Origin of the sequence: Segatella baroniae B14, from assembly GCF_022024235.1 — a bacterium.
Classification (GTDB): domain Bacteria; phylum Bacteroidota; class Bacteroidia; order Bacteroidales; family Bacteroidaceae; genus Prevotella; species Prevotella bryantii.
The window spans coordinates 1,951,184-1,965,450 of record NZ_CP091799.1 but is presented as its reverse complement, the minus strand read 5'-3'; the positions used below and the strand labels follow the sequence as shown (position 1 = coordinate 1,965,450).

The following is a 14,267-nucleotide window of genomic DNA, read 5'->3' as shown; positions in this document are numbered from 1 at the left end:
TTTAAAAAAATGATATCGATGCATCGAATCCTGGCATAACAATAATTGTCGAATAGTTGCTGACTTTTACAGTATGTAAGATTTTCAACAAAGATGCGTAAAGACACATATAACAGAATAATGCAGTATTATCGTATATCAGTATGATGGAGTAATTCAGTATATTGCTTAATTGCATTTCTTATTTCATCGATTTTGATGTATTCATCAGCGGAGTGACTTCTACTGCTTTCTCCTGGTCCTAATTTAAAAGAAGGGAAACTCATGAGTGCTTGATCACTTAGTGTTGGAGATCCGAAAGGAGTCATTCCCATAGAAATACACTTTTGAATAATCGGATGTTCTACATCTATTCTTGATGATTTAAGTCGGTAGGAGTGTGCATGACATTCACTTTTGGTATGTTCATCGATAAAATGAAAAACATCTTCATTATCATAGAATTCGTTGGTTCTAATATCTACGACTAAAGTACATTTATCAGGAATAACATTGTGCTGGGTTCCTGCATTGATTTGGGTAACTGTCATCTTGGTTGGACCAAGGAAAGGACTTACTCTATTAAATTTATAATTCTTAAGCCAAGTTAGATCGTCAATTATTTCATAGATGGCGTTAACGCCTTCGTTTCTAGCAGCGTGCCCACTTTTACCGTGTGCTATAACATCAATAACCATAAGTCCTTTTTCTGCAACCGCAGGTTGCATGCCAGTGGGCTCACCGACAATGGCTAAATCAACAGATGGCAGTAAAGGTAGTGCTCTACTGATGCCATCTTTACCGCTGATTTCCTCTTCTGCGGAAGCTAAATAAATATAGTTGAAACTTTGTGGTTCTTTAGCTAAAAAACGATAGACTTGGAGTAATGAGACGAGTCCACCTCCACAGTCATTGCTTCCAAGGCCATATAGCATACCGTTTTCAAGGATCGGTTCGTATGGATTTTTTGTCCATGTCGCAACAGGTTTAACAGTATCAATATGTGCATTGAGCAGAAGAGTAGGCTTATTAGTATCCCATTCTTCGCTGAGTATCCAAATATTATTACCTTCGCGATGAGGTTTGAAACCATATTGGATTATTGATTCTTCTAGAGCGTCTGCTGCATCTTTTTCAGTTCTGCTGACAGATGGAATAGCAATGAGCTTTTGTAAAAGTTCGATAGCATCGTTAGTATATAATTCTAGTTCTTTCATATTCCGCAAACTTACATAATTTTTATGATATACAAATAAAAAAAATACCGAAAAAGAAAATTATGGTTGGCAATTTATTTTGTTTTCTTATGAAATTCTTCTATCTTTGCAATAATATAAAACTTTGTTATTATGCAAACGAGATGTCATCTTTCGGTTTTAATTCATGAACAGGCTAAAAAGTATGGTGATAAACCAGCTTTAACTTTCCGTAATTTTGGAAGCCAAAAATGGAAAGATGTTTCCTGGAATCAATTCTCTTTACGAGTAAAACAGGTAAGTAATGCGCTTCTTAATCTTGGGTTAAAACCACAGGATAAAATAGCAGTATTCTCTCAGAATTGTATCCAATATTTGTATACGGATTTTGGTGCTTATGGTGTAAGAGTGATATCTATTCCTTTTTATGCGACAAGCAGTGAACAGCAGATTCAATATATGTTGAATGATAGCGAAATTCGTATTCTTTTTGTTGGAGAACAAGAGCAATATGATAAAGCACATAGAGTGTTCGCTTTATGCCCAACTTTGGAACGCATAGTCATATATGATCCTAGTGTACGTATTAGTTCACATGATCCGAATACTCTTTACTTTGAAGATTTTATCAAATTAGGTGAAAATCTACCGCGCCAGTCTGAAGTGGAAAAACTTTGGAGTGAAGCTTCGGATAAAGATATCTGTAATATCCTCTATACGAGTGGTACTACTGGTGATAGTAAGGGTGTGGTGCTTACATATGAACAGTATAAAGCTGCTTTGGAAGCTAATGCTAAATGTGTACCTGTGAATGAAAATGATAGGGTGATCAATTTCTTGCCATTCACTCATATCTTTGAACGTGGCTGGGCTTATCTGGCTATGTCGAAGGGTGCATTGATGATTATTAATACATATCCGAAGGAAATTCAGGAGAGTATGCGTGAAACCCATCCAACTTGTATGAGTTCTGTGCCTCGTTTTTGGGAAAAGGTCTATATCGCTGTTAAAGCAAAAATGGATTCTGCAAGTGCTATTCAGAAGAAAATATTCCAGGCAGCTTTAGCAGTAGGGCATAAGCGCAATATCGTTTATAAAAGTAAAGGTCATCGTGTGCCTCTTTTGCTGGAATTACAGTATAAGGCTTATAATAAATCTATTTTGGGTTTGGTGCGTAAGCAACTAGGACTAGACCATCCACACATTTTTCCTACAGCAGGGGCTTATGTGTCTCCAGAAGTAGAGGAATTTATTCATTCCATCGGCATTAATATGATAGTGGGATATGGTCTTACTGAAAGTTTGGCAACAGTGTCTTGCGATCATGCAAATGAACCATTTACTATTGGTTCTGTAGGACGACCGATAGATGGAATTCAAATTAAAATCGGTGAGAACGATGAGATTTTATTAAAGGGGCCTACCATTACCCCAGGTTATTATCATCGTGACTCTGTGAATGCCAAATCTTTCGATGAAGAAGGATTCTTCCATACAGGTGACGCTGGCTATCTGAAAAATGGTGAGTTGTTTTTGAAAGAACGCATTAAAGATCTTTTTAAAACTTCTAATGGAAAATATATTGCCCCACAGCAAATAGAAGCATTGTTGTTAGTCGATAAATTTGTAGATCAAGTTGTAGTTATTGCAGATCAGCGCAAATTTGTTTCTGCATTGATTGTTCCTGATTTTCGCGTGTTGGAAGAATGGGCACGAGAGCATAAAATAAAAGTTGATTCAAGAGAGTCTCTTTGTTCAAATGAGAAGGTCGTAAAGATGATGTTTGACAGAATTAAAACACTGCAGCAGCAACTTGCTCCTTATGAACAGATTAAGCAATTTACACTACTTGCTCATCATTTCTCAATGGAATCAGGTGAACTGACTAATACTTTAAAGATTAGAAGGTCGGTAATTTATAAGAATTTCAAAGAAATTATAGATAAGATGTATGAGTGTTAATGGGGTGCGCCCATGAATAGATTAAAATAGAATAAGATGATAACAGCAGACCAGTTAAAAAATGTTATGGAGCGTACTGAAGCTCTATATCGTTATTTGAATATAGATCAGAAAAAAGTAGAGTTCGAGGAAGAACAACTACGCACACAGGCTCCTGATTTTTGGGATGATCCTAAATATGCTCAGGAACAAATGAAAAAAGTCAAGGAAATCCAGAAGTGGCTTGATGGTTATAAAGAGGTTAGGCAATATGCAGACGAACTTCAGTTAGCTTTTGAATTCTATAAGGATGAAATGGTTACTGAAGAAGAAGTTGATGACGATTATGCTAAAGCTATTAAGGCTATTGAGAATCTTGAGTTGAAGAATATGCTTCGTCAGGAAGAAGACAGTATGGATGCTGTATTGAAAATAAATTCTGGTGCTGGTGGTACAGAAAGTCAAGATTGGGCTTCTATGTTGATGCGTATGTATATGCGTTGGTGTGAGGCTCATGGATATAGCGTAAAGATTACCAATATGCAAGATGGTGATGAAGCTGGTATTAAGAGTGTGGAAATGACGATTGAGGGCGGTGAGTTCGCTTACGGTTTCCTAAAGAGTGAGAATGGCGTACATCGTTTAGTTCGTGTCTCTCCATACAATGCTCAAGGTAAGCGTATGACTAGTTTCGCTTCTGTTTTCGTTACTCCTCTTGTAGATGATACTATCGAAATTTATGTTGATCCTGCCAAGGTTTCTTGGGATACTTTCCGCTCTGGTGGTGCTGGTGGTCAGAATGTGAATAAGGTAGAGTCTGGAGTTCGTCTTCGTTATCAGTATGAGGATCCTGATACTGGTGAGCATGAAGAGATCCTGATTGAGAATACGGAGACACGAGATCAACCTAAAAACCGTGCTAAGGCTATGTTACTGTTGAAGTCACAGTTATATGATCGGGCGTTGAAAAGAAAGCAAGCAGAACAGGCTAAAGTTGAAGCTGGTAAGAAAAAAATTGAGTGGGGAAGTCAAATCCGTAGCTATGTATTTGATGACCGTCGCGTAAAAGATCACCGAACTAATTACCAGACTTCTGATGTGGATGGAGTTATGGATGGTAAATTAGATGAATTTATCAAATCATATTTGATGGAATTTGCTGCAGTCGATGCTGCTTCTGCAGAATAATCGAATTATAAACCTTTAAAACAACATATCATGGGTACTAATAAAGCACTAAGAAAGGCAAAGCATGATGCTTATATGGCCAAACAAGAAAAACAAGGAAGAAAAGTAGTCAATTGGATTTTTGGCATTCTGATTGTACTAGCTATTATGTTTGCAATATTTACAGTCTATATTGTATAATGAGTGGATTTGAAATAGAAAGGAAATTTTTAGTCAAGAAAGGCGACGCGTTTAAACGTGCCGCCTTTTCTTGCAGTCATATTGTGCAGGGATATATTCCTGCTGATGGTGCTACAGTTCGTATTCGGATTCGTGATAATCAGGCTTACCTTACGATAAAAAGCCATTCGGTGGATGGGGGATTGTCTCGTTATGAATTTGAAAAAGAAATTACTATGGATGAGGCTCTGCATCTTATCAAACTATGTAAGGGTGGGGTGATAGATAAGCATCGGTATTTGGTAAAATCAGAAAATCATACTTTTGAAATAGACGATTTCCATGGTGAAAATGTGGGCCTTATTATGGCTGAAGTAGAGTTATCAAGTACAGAAGAAGAATTTGAAAAACCAGAATTTATAGGAATAGAGGTAACAGGTGATAAGCGATTTTACAATTCACATTTATTAGAGAATCCTTTCTCTTTATGGAAGAATACTTTACCAGAAGAGTACATATAAGTGATATAAAAGTAAGACGGCTGAGAAATTGATATATTATCTGGATATTTTCTTTCGTTTTTGCATAAAAGGATATATTTTTTTTTATACTTTTGCAGTGTAAATCGAAAAGAAGAATTTTATGTCAAATACAGAGAGAGTAAATTTTGGTAGTAAGTTAGGTGCAATATTGGCTACGGCAGGTTCTGCTGTTGGATTAGGTAATGTATGGCGTTTTCCATATATGGCTGGTGAAAACGGAGGTGCGGCGTTTATTCTGATTTATTTTGGATGCGTTTTGATACTGGGTTTGCCATGTATGCTAGGTGAATTTATTATAGGTCGTCATGGTGCTTCTAATACATATCGAGCTTATAGCAAGATTTCTGGTGGAAGTTCATGGAAGTATATAGGTTTTCTTGGTGTATTAACCGGTTTTTTGATTACAGGTTATTATGCTGTTGTTGCCGGTTGGTGTTTGCAGTATGTTTTTGCAACTATAACCGGACAACTTCATGGTGATCCTCAATATTTTGCTGATTATTTCAGTAATTTTTCTATGGATCCTTTTATGCCATTATTTTGGACGTTAGTAGTTATTATTGTAACCCATGTGGTCATTATTAATGGTGTAAGAGGAGGTATAGAGAAAATATCGAAGATGCTCATGCCAACTTTGTTTATCTTGTTGGTTATGATGGTTGTTGCAGCATGCCTGCTTCCGAATGCGTCAAAGGGTATAGCTTTTCTCTTTGTTCCTGATTGGGGTAAAGTTACGTCTGATGTTTTTCTTGGAGCCTTAGGGCAGTCTTTTTACTCATTGAGTATTGCTATGGGATGTATCTGTACATTTGCTTCTTATTTTTCTCGTCAGACGAATTTGATTAAATCTGCTCTCCAGATTAGTGCATTGGACAGTTTGGTAGCTATTTTGGCTGGATTGGTGATATTTCCGGCTGCATTCTCTGTTGGTGTTCAACCGAATAGTGGAGCCTCATTGGTATTTATAACTTTGCCAAATGTATTTCAGCAAGCTTTTGGCAACCAACCTCTTATAGGTGTTATCGTATCTTTGATGTTTTATGGTTTACTTTCTTTAGCAGCTTTGACCTCTTTAATATCTCTTCATGAGGTAAGTACGGCTTTTTTATATGAAGAGTTGCATATAAGCCGTAAGAAGGGTGCATTGATAGTTACTATCTCGACTTTGGTTATAGGTTCTATTTGCTCGTTATCATTAGGAAATTGGAGCGGTTTGTCTTTCTTTGGGAAACCATTATTCGAAGTCTTTGATTTTGTAACAGGGCAGATTTTTTTGCCAATAGGTGGTTTCCTTACTTGTATATTCTTGGGGTGGATTGTACCTAAGCAAGTGGTTAAAGATGAGTTTACGAATTGGGGAACATTAAAGGGTACTTTTTTTAATTTCTTTTTGTTCACTATGCGTTTTGTTTGTCCTGTATGTATATTGGTCATCTTTCTTCATCAGTTGGGAGTAATTTAAGTGTAGCCAATAAAGGTAAGATAGCTGAATAATTTTTTATGGAAAATAGAGGAAGTTTTGCTACAAAAATCGGTGTAATTTTAGCTACAGCAGGTTCTGCTGTAGGTTTGGGAAATATTTGGAGATTTCCTTATATGACAGGTCAAAATGGTGGCGCAGCTTTTATTGCTGTTTATTTTGTCTGTATTTTGTTATTAGGAATACCTGGTGTTATTGCAGAATTTGTTATAGGACGTCATTCGGGAACCAATGCAGCAAGGGCTTATCGTAATTTAAGTTTAAAAGGCCCTTGGGGGCTTATTGGTTATATGGGTGTCTTTACCTCTATGATTATATTGGGCTTTTATGCTGTTATTGCTGGATGGTGTCTTCAATATCTGTTCGCTTCCTTAACAGCAAAGATAAATGGAGATGCTGTTTATGTGCAACAATACTTCAAGGAGTTCTCTTCTAATCCAATAGAACCTACTTGTTGGACAATTTGCTTTATTTTATTAACACACTTTGTTGTGGTTAGAGGTGTTCGTAACGGTATAGAGAAGGCCTCTAATATCTTGATGCCAACCTTATTTGTTTTGTTGGTTATCATAGTGATAGCATCATGTTCTTTGCCAAATGCTTCTAAGGGAATTGAGTTTTTGTTTCAAGTAGATTGGAGCAAATTATCGTCTTCTGTTATTTTTGATGCTTTGGGGCAGGCATTTTTTTCTTTAAGCCTAGGTACGGCTTGCCTTTGCACGTATGCTTCTTATTTCAATAGGCAGACTAATTTGGTAAAATCAGCTGTTGTTATAGCGCTTATAGATTCGTTTATTGCAATTTTAGCTGGTTTGATGATTTTTCCTGCAGCATTCTCTATTGGAGTTAATCCTGATAGTGGACCATCTTTAATTTTTATAACACTGCCAAATGTATTTTATCAAGTATTCTCGGGTGTTCCAGTTTTAGGAAATATTATATCTGTGTTATTTTATTTCCTTTTGTCATTGGCAGCATTGACATCTACTATTTCTATGCATGAAATTGGTACGGCTTTTTTTTATGAGGAATTAAAAATACCTCGTAAGCAGGGAGCTTGCATCGAAACTGCTGTTTGTATGGTGATAGGTATATTATGCTCTTTGTCTTTTGGTGCTAATCAGTTCTTGACGGAATTTATAGCAAATAAGTCTTTTTTAGATTGTTGTGATTATCTTACTTCAAATATTCTACTTCCATTAGGTTCTTTCTTTACTTGTATATTCTTGGGATGGTTTGTTTCCAAGAAAATTGTAAAAGATGAATTCACAAATTGGGGTACATTAAAGAGTACTTTCTATGGTATTTGGATCTTTACTGTTCGGTTTATTTGTCCAGTATTAATAGCACTCATTTTTTTACGTCAATTGGGAATAATAAAAATATAATAGCTACGTTTTATAGATATATGGCTTAAGTATGTTATATATTCTAGAATGATGCGAAATTATTTGAAGCATATTTTTTATCTTCAGCGCAACGATAGAAAGGCTCTTTTTGTTTTATTGTTAATCACTGTTGTTTGTATCTTTATCTTTTTTTATATTGATACAAGTTATACTCGTGTAGATATGTCTCACGAAGACTCATTGCGGTTTTATGGAAATTCGGTGTCGCAATTGAATGGTCGTAATCATGTACCTGCAGAGTATTATCAAGTAGAAGGCAAAAATGTAGCTTTGTTTCCATTTGATCCTAATACAGCAGATAGTACACAGTTATTGGCTTTAGGATTGCAGGCTTGGCAAGTAAGAAGTATTTATCGATATCGTGCTAAGGGTGGTATTTACCGTAGACCTGAAGATTTTGCCAGATTGTATGGATTGACAAAAAAGCAATATCGTGCATTGGAACCTTATATTCAGATTAGTGATGATTATCAACCTTCTGCAGAGTTGTTTCCTGAATCATCCGTTTCTCATGCAGAAAAAAATCGTTCTTTTGAGCGTGATACATTGAAATATCCTCAAAAGTTAAAGGTGGGACAATATATATCTTTGAATACGGCTGATACTACAATGTTGAAAAAGGTTCCTGGCATTGGTAGTACTTTTGCTTCTCGTATTGTTCGTTATCGAGAGCAGTTAGGTGGATATTTCAGTGTATCTCAACTTTTGGAGATAGATGGGTTTCCTGAAGAGGCCTTGAAATTTTTTGTTATAAACAATAAGAGTATCCACAAGTTAAATGTAAATAAACTGTCTTTAAATCAGCTTCGTAAGCATCCATATATTAATTTTTATCAGGCTCGTGAAATATGTGATTATCGTAGATTAAAAGGGCCCTTGAATAGCTTGTCAGAGCTGCATCTTTTTAAAGACTTTTCTGCTGAAGACATACAGCGACTGTCACCTTATGTATCATTTTAATATATAAAGCACTAAATGAATCATCCATTTAGTGCTTTCTGTCGGGATTAGGCGACTCGAACGCCCGACCCCTACGTCCCGAACGTAGTGCGCTACCAACTGCGCTAAATCCCGATTTGCAATGCAAAGTTACACTAAAAAAACGAATAATCAATTTTTTTTGAGAGAAAATTAGAAGAAAATTTGTGGGAATCAAAAAAATGTTTTATCTTTGCACTCGCAATTCAGAAATGGTACCTTAGCTCAGGTGGTAGAGCAATGGACTGAAAATCCATGTGTCCTTGGTTCAACTCCAAGAGGTACCACAGACAAGCGATTACGTTTTACGTAATCGCTTTTTTTAGTTCTTATATTTTGTTCTTATTTGGGTGCTGACAAATGCAGTTATCTCTTTTGTGTATAGTCATCGTTCTGAATTTCATGTTGAGTGCGTCAAAAGTAAGTAACTTATTGGTAAGTAATTCGCCTGAGCCTGTAAAGTATTTCAGTACTTCGGCCGCTTGTATTGTACCAAGCATACCAGCGATGGCTCCAAATACTCCGGTCTCATGGCTACGTGGTACATCATTTTCGGCAGGCGGCTCTTGTAAGTAGCATCGATAACAGGTTGTGCCAGGTACATGTGTAAAAGTCTGTCCGGTAAAGGCTCGAATTGCACCATGTGAGAAAGGCTTCTTCAACTTGATACATGTATCGTTGATAAGAAATTTAGTTTGAAAATTATCTGTTGCATCTACAATAAAATCCCAGGATGAGATAATTTTTTCTGCGTTATCGGATGTAAGACGGGTATGATAGGTAGTAACTTTAGTGTCAGGGTTAAGTCTTTCTATTTTTTCTTGAGCACTCTCAACTTTTAATCGTCCTAAATCGGGTGTAGAGTGTATAATTTGGCGTTGTAGATTAGACAGATCTACGCGATCTGCATCTATAATACCAATATGACCAACACCAGCAGCGGCAAGATAAAGCGCAATAGGAGAGCCCAAACCTCCAGATCCGACTATCAGTACTTGTGCATTTAGAATTTTTTTTTGGCCTTCTATACCAATAGAAGGAAGTAGAATGTTACGATGATATCTTTCTTTTTGTTCTGAGGTTAAATCAGTCATATTTTATTTATTTATTATGATAAGAGCTGAAACTGGGTAAAAAGTTTCAGCTCTTATTAATATATAGTGATAGTTCTTAATTTATAATAATTCAGGAAGCTGGAATAGCTTAATGCCGTTAGAGCCTTTAATAAGGATATAATATCCGGAAAGGTTCTCCTGTCGTATAGCCTCTTTTACTTCATCCACATTGTGGAATTTGGTAAAATTACAGTTCGTCTTTTCAAATTCTTCACCTACTAACCATACTTTATCAATATTGCATTCTTTGAGCATGTCAGCAATCTTCTGATGCTCTGCGTCAGAAACGTTACCTAATTCACGCATATCGCCAAGTATAGCCATTTTGGGTGAAACTGCCATGACTTTGAAATTTTCAAGGGCGGCAGCCATGCTAGAAGGATTGGCATTGTAGGCATCTACGATTAACTTGTTATTTTCAGTAACAGTAAGTTGACTTCTATTGTTGCTCGGGCAGTAATTTTCTAGGGCATGATTAATCTGTACAGGATCAACCCCGAAATGCAAGCCTATAGTAATAGCAGCTAACATATTGTCGATATTATATGCACCAATCAGTTGTGTCTGAACTTCGTATAACTGAGGTTCGCCTTCTTTTCTCCAATTAAATTTCAGGAATGGTGCACAGCTGAGCACTTCACCTTGGATGTTGGCATCTTCATCTTGGCCATAGGTAATTACGCGGTTGATGTTGCGTTGCTGAACCATCTTTACAAGATGTGGATTGCTTTCATTAAGAAATACTAAAGCATCGTTTTCAGCTAAAAAGTCATATAATTCACCTTTGGTCTTTTTGACGCCTTCAAAACTTCCAAAGCCCAGTAAGTGAGCACGACCAACATTGGTAATCATACCACAAGTCGGTTCTACATATTTGACAAGAACATCGATGTCTCCAGGATGGCTTGCACCCATCTCTACAACTGCGATTTCATGTTCCTTATTTAGTCTCAGTAAAGTCTTTGGTACACCGATGTCATTATTAAAATTTCCTTCGGTATGCATTACATTATATTTTTCACTGAGTACAGCAGAAACTAGTTCTTTTGTAGTTGTTTTTCCGTTAGTACCAGTGATACCAATAACAGGTATATCAAACTGCCGACGATGTTCTCTTGCTAGTTCCTTGAATGTGGTTAGGGTATTGTCGGTAAGAATATATCTTGAGTCACCTTCGACGGCATATTCTTTCTCATCGATAATCGCATAGGAACAACCTTTTTCCAAAGCCGAGGCAGCAAACTTGTTACCATCGAATGATTCGCCTTTCAAAGCAATGAAGATACTATCTTGAGGACAGTCACGGCTATCTGTTGTAACCGTAGGATGCTCTTGATAGATTTTGTAGAGTTCTTTTATATCCATGATGTGATAAATATTTGAATGCAAAAGTACAAAAAAAACTGTAAGCTACTGCTTTTTCTCAATTAATATTCTTAATTTTGCAGTAATATGACAGCGCAAAATGACTATATGATAAATGTCCATGGACAACTGCTTTCGTTACAGAAACCAGTTGTTATGGGTATCTTGAATTGTACCCCCGACAGTTTCTTTGCCGGAAGTCGTAAACAAACAGAAGTAGAAATAGCTGAACGAACTTGGCAGATTATCAATGAAGGTGGTTCTATCATTGATGTTGGTGCTTTTTCGACTCGTCCTGGTGCTCAAGAAGTCTCGGAAGAAGAGGAAATGCGTAGATTACGTTTTGCATTGGCTATCGTACGCCGTGAATCTCCTTCTTCTATCGTTTCTGTCGATACTTATCGTCCGAATGTAGCTCGTATGGCAGTGGAAGAATATGGGGTAGATATTATCAATGATGTTTCTGAAGGTGGAATCACGGGGATTGTAGATACTCCTTTAGAATCTTCAAAAGAAAGGGAATATCCAGAAATTTTCCAAATGATGGGAAAATTAAAAGTTCCTTATATCCTGATGTCTGTACAGGGTAATCTACATGATATGATATATCGTTTTTCTCGTGAAATAGAGCAGCTTCATGAATTGCAAGTTAAGGATATAATTCTTGATCCTGGCTTTGGATTTGGTAAAACGATAGAGGCTAATTACCAGATACTTAACGAAATGGATAAGTTAGAAATATTTGGCCTGCCGGTATTGGCTGGAGTATCTCGTAAGCGCATGATACATCAACTTATTCAGGTGCCTGCTGATGAAGCATTGAATGGTACAACTGTTGTGGATACCATGGCACTGATGAAAGGTGCAAAAATACTTCGTGTACATGATGTATTGGAGGCTTCTCAAGCTGTAACCATATATAATCAATTGATTTCTTCTTCTCAAGTGTAGACTCTATGATCGTATTTGGAATAAAGGATATTATCGATGTTTTTCTCGTGGCGTTGATGCTTTATTACATCTATCGCTTGATGAAAGAGTCACGGTCTCTTAATGTCTTTTTGGGTATCATGTTATTCGTTTTAATTTGGCTATTTGTTAGTCAAATTGTCGAAATGAAATTATTGGGCTCAATATTAGATAAGTTGGTCAGTGTCGGAGTGATTGCGCTTATTGTAATTTTTCAGGAAGATATTCGCAAATTCCTGTATGAATTAGGCACCCAGAAAGGTATACGTCGCTTGGTAAATTTCTTTAAGTCTAATAGAAACTCTACTAAAGAAGAAGATAAAGAGACGATTATACCAATTGTTATGGCTTGTATGAGTATGAGCAAAAAATATGTTGGTGCTCTGATCGTCATAGAGCGTGGCGTACCTTTAACTGATATTGTAGATACGGGTGAACTTATTGATGCTCGTATAAACCAGCGTTTGATAGAAAATATTTTTTTCAAAAATTCTCCGTTGCATGATGGGGCGATGGTTATATCTCGTAAACGTATAGAAGCTGCAGGATGTATACTTCCTGTCAGCCATAATCAAGATATTCCGAAAGAATTAGGACTTCGCCATCGTGCAGCTATGGGTATTTCTCAAAATAGTGATGCCATTGCAATAGTAGTTTCCGAAGAAACGGGTAGAATATCTGTAGCTATAAAAGGCGAATTTCATCTTCGCCTTTCTGCAGAAGAGTTGGAGAGTGTTCTTACGCGTGAGATTTAGAAAAAAAAGCAGTTTCTTTCTCATCTATCTACATATTTTTTCGTACTTTTGCAAAGCAGATGTTACAATTTTTAATAATACGATCTACTGAAATTTAAATTTTAAAATATATTATATTATGGATTTATTACAGCAAATTATTGCGCGTGCAAAAGCAAACAAGCAGCGTATTGTGCTCCCTGAGGCAGAAGAAGAGCGCACATTAAAAGCTGCCGATAAGGCTCTTGGTGATGACTTGGCAGATCTTATCCTCATCGGTAACCCTGATAATTTGAAGGCACTTGCTGATAAATGGGGTCTTAAGAATATCGACAAGGCAACTATCGTTGATCCTCAAAACAATCCTAAGACAGAAGAGTATGCAGCTGCTTTGGCTGAACTTCGCAAGAAAAAGGGTATGACTATAGAGCAGGCTCGTGAATTGGTAACCAAGAACAATCTATACTTGGGTTGTATGATTATCAAGACAGAGGGTGCTGATGGTCAGATTTCTGGCGCATTGAGTACCACAGGTGATACTCTTCGTCCTGCGTTGCAGATTATCAAGTGTGCTCCTGGTATTACTTGTGTTAGTGGTGCAATGTTGCTGATTACCAATCAGCCTGAGTTTGGTGAAAATGGTGTTGTTGTTATGGGTGATGTTGCTGTTACTCCTAATCCTTCAGCAGATCAGCTTGCTCAGATTGCTTATACTACTGCTCAGACTGCAGGAAGTGTAGCTGGCTTTGCTGATCCTCGCGTTGCTATGTTAAGCTTCTCTACTAAGGGTAGTGCTAAAGATGCTATCGATAAGGCTACTGGTAAGAGTGTATATATTATTGACAAGGTAGTTGAGGCTACTAAGATTGCTAAAGAAAAATTCCCTACACTTCATGTTGATGGTGAACTTCAGGCAGATGCTGCTCTTGTTCCAGGTGTTGCTGCTAAGAAGGCTCCAGGTAGCGAAATCGCAGGTAAGGCTAATGTCTTGATTGCTCCTAATTTGGAAGTTGGTAATATCGGTTATAAACTCGTTCAGCGTCTTGGTGGTGCTATTGCTATTGGCCCAATCCTCCAGGGTATCGCACGTCCTGTTAACGATTTGTCTCGTGGTTGTTCTGTAGATGATATCTATTATATGATCGCAATTACAGCTTGTCAGGCTCAGGATGCTAAAAAGGCATAAACTTTTTTCTCTAATTCAATAATTTA

Annotated in this window: 13 protein-coding genes and 2 tRNA genes; 11 read left to right on the top strand and 4 right to left on the bottom strand. The window is 37.0% G+C overall.

Annotated elements, in window-relative coordinates; translation table 11 throughout:
- Positions 1–128 precede the first annotated feature (128 nt).
- Entirely contained in the window at positions 129–1,196 is a 1,068-nt protein-coding gene (locus tag L6469_RS08425; protein WP_006281582.1) for a M20 family metallo-hydrolase, read from the bottom strand.
- A gap of 132 nt (positions 1,197–1,328) precedes the next feature.
- Here L6469_RS08425 and L6469_RS08420 point away from each other — a divergent pair, with 132 nt between their 5' ends.
- The 7 genes from L6469_RS08420 (at position 1,329) to L6469_RS08390 (ending at position 8,854) form a co-directional block, all read left to right on the top strand.
- Positions 1,329–3,137, top strand: a complete 1,809-nt coding sequence (locus L6469_RS08420; RefSeq protein ID WP_006281581.1) for an AMP-dependent synthetase/ligase — start codon at positions 1,329–1,331, stop codon at positions 3,135–3,137.
- Between the two features lie 36 nt (positions 3,138–3,173).
- Positions 3,174–4,304 (top strand): peptide chain release factor 2, encoded by a 1,131-nt coding sequence (gene prfB / locus L6469_RS08415; RefSeq protein ID WP_006281580.1) that lies wholly within the window; start codon positions 3,174–3,176, stop codon positions 4,302–4,304.
- A 30-nt stretch (positions 4,305–4,334) separates the two neighbouring features.
- Positions 4,335–4,484, top strand: a complete 150-nt coding sequence (locus L6469_RS08410) for a hypothetical protein (protein WP_027453164.1) — start codon at positions 4,335–4,337, stop codon at positions 4,482–4,484.
- On the top strand, positions 4,484–4,984 hold the full coding sequence (locus tag L6469_RS08405; RefSeq protein WP_006281579.1) for a CYTH domain-containing protein: 501 nt from the start codon (positions 4,484–4,486) through the stop codon (positions 4,982–4,984). The genes L6469_RS08410 and L6469_RS08405 overlap by 1 nt, the downstream gene beginning before the upstream one ends.
- A 121-nt stretch (positions 4,985–5,105) precedes the next feature.
- Positions 5,106–6,467: a sodium-dependent transporter gene (locus tag L6469_RS08400; protein ID WP_006281578.1), complete on the top strand. Its 1,362-nt coding sequence runs from the start codon at positions 5,106–5,108 to the stop codon at positions 6,465–6,467.
- A 38-nt stretch (positions 6,468–6,505) separates the two neighbouring features.
- Positions 6,506–7,873 (top strand): sodium-dependent transporter, encoded by a 1,368-nt coding sequence (locus tag L6469_RS08395; protein WP_006281577.1) that lies wholly within the window; start codon positions 6,506–6,508, stop codon positions 7,871–7,873.
- Between the two features lie 48 nt (positions 7,874–7,921).
- On the top strand, positions 7,922–8,854 hold the full coding sequence (locus L6469_RS08390) for a ComEA family DNA-binding protein (protein ID WP_006281576.1): 933 nt from the start codon (positions 7,922–7,924) through the stop codon (positions 8,852–8,854).
- Between the two features lie 41 nt (positions 8,855–8,895).
- Here L6469_RS08390 and L6469_RS08385 read toward each other — a convergent pair.
- Positions 8,896–8,968 (bottom strand) — tRNA-Pro (locus L6469_RS08385).
- Positions 8,969–9,086: 118 nt separating this feature from the next.
- Here L6469_RS08385 and L6469_RS08380 point away from each other — a divergent pair.
- A tRNA-Phe gene (locus L6469_RS08380) sits at positions 9,087–9,159 on the top strand.
- A 42-nt stretch (positions 9,160–9,201) separates the two neighbouring features.
- On the opposite strand, the gene L6469_RS08375 is transcribed toward L6469_RS08380, so the two are convergent.
- A complete protein-coding gene (locus L6469_RS08375) occupies positions 9,202–9,966 on the bottom strand; it encodes a HesA/MoeB/ThiF family protein (protein ID WP_006281575.1) in 765 nt (254 codons plus the stop codon).
- A gap of 81 nt (positions 9,967–10,047) precedes the next feature.
- Positions 10,048–11,352 (bottom strand): UDP-N-acetylmuramoyl-tripeptide--D-alanyl-D-alanine ligase, encoded by a 1,305-nt coding sequence (locus tag L6469_RS08370; RefSeq protein WP_006281574.1) that lies wholly within the window; start codon positions 11,350–11,352, stop codon positions 10,048–10,050.
- An 87-nt stretch (positions 11,353–11,439) separates the two neighbouring features.
- Between L6469_RS08370 and folP the strand changes: the two genes are divergently transcribed.
- The 3 genes from folP to pta all read left to right on the top strand — a co-directional run bounded on the left by folP (position 11,440) and on the right by pta (position 14,241).
- Positions 11,440–12,303 (top strand): dihydropteroate synthase, encoded by an 864-nt coding sequence (gene folP / locus L6469_RS08365; RefSeq protein ID WP_006281573.1) that lies wholly within the window; start codon positions 11,440–11,442, stop codon positions 12,301–12,303.
- 5 nt (positions 12,304–12,308) lie between these two features.
- Positions 12,309–13,076, top strand: coding sequence for a diadenylate cyclase CdaA (gene cdaA, locus L6469_RS08360; protein ID WP_006281572.1), 768 nt, complete (start codon positions 12,309–12,311; stop codon positions 13,074–13,076).
- Positions 13,077–13,194: 118 nt separating this feature from the next.
- Positions 13,195–14,241, top strand: coding sequence for a phosphate acetyltransferase (pta, locus tag L6469_RS08355; protein WP_006281571.1), 1,047 nt, complete (start codon positions 13,195–13,197; stop codon positions 14,239–14,241).
- Positions 14,242–14,267 lie beyond the last annotated feature (26 nt).

Excerpts from the sequence above, each read along its gene's own strand:
- L6469_RS08370 (WP_006281574.1), bottom strand. The coding sequence starts at position 11,352 with ATGGATATAAAAGAACTCTACAAAATCTATCAAGAGCATCCTACGGTT.
- L6469_RS08395 (WP_006281577.1), top strand. The coding sequence starts at position 6,506 with ATGGAAAATAGAGGAAGTTTTGCTACAAAAATCGGTGTAATTTTAGCT.
- L6469_RS08410 (WP_027453164.1), top strand. The coding sequence starts at position 4,335 with ATGGGTACTAATAAAGCACTAAGAAAGGCAAAGCATGATGCTTATATG.
- L6469_RS08405 (WP_006281579.1), top strand. The coding sequence starts at position 4,484 with ATGAGTGGATTTGAAATAGAAAGGAAATTTTTAGTCAAGAAAGGCGAC.
- L6469_RS08400 (WP_006281578.1), top strand. The coding sequence starts at position 5,106 with ATGTCAAATACAGAGAGAGTAAATTTTGGTAGTAAGTTAGGTGCAATA.
- prfB (WP_006281580.1), top strand. The coding sequence starts at position 3,174 with ATGATAACAGCAGACCAGTTAAAAAATGTTATGGAGCGTACTGAAGCT.
- pta (WP_006281571.1), top strand. The coding sequence starts at position 13,195 with ATGGATTTATTACAGCAAATTATTGCGCGTGCAAAAGCAAACAAGCAG.
- L6469_RS08390 (WP_006281576.1), top strand. The coding sequence starts at position 7,922 with ATGATGCGAAATTATTTGAAGCATATTTTTTATCTTCAGCGCAACGAT.
- L6469_RS08425 (WP_006281582.1), bottom strand. The coding sequence starts at position 1,196 with ATGAAAGAACTAGAATTATATACTAACGATGCTATCGAACTTTTACAA.
- cdaA (WP_006281572.1), top strand. The coding sequence starts at position 12,309 with ATGATCGTATTTGGAATAAAGGATATTATCGATGTTTTTCTCGTGGCG.
- folP (WP_006281573.1), top strand. The coding sequence starts at position 11,440 with ATGACAGCGCAAAATGACTATATGATAAATGTCCATGGACAACTGCTT.
- L6469_RS08420 (WP_006281581.1), top strand. The coding sequence starts at position 1,329 with ATGCAAACGAGATGTCATCTTTCGGTTTTAATTCATGAACAGGCTAAA.
- L6469_RS08375 (WP_006281575.1), bottom strand. The coding sequence starts at position 9,966 with ATGACTGATTTAACCTCAGAACAAAAAGAAAGATATCATCGTAACATT.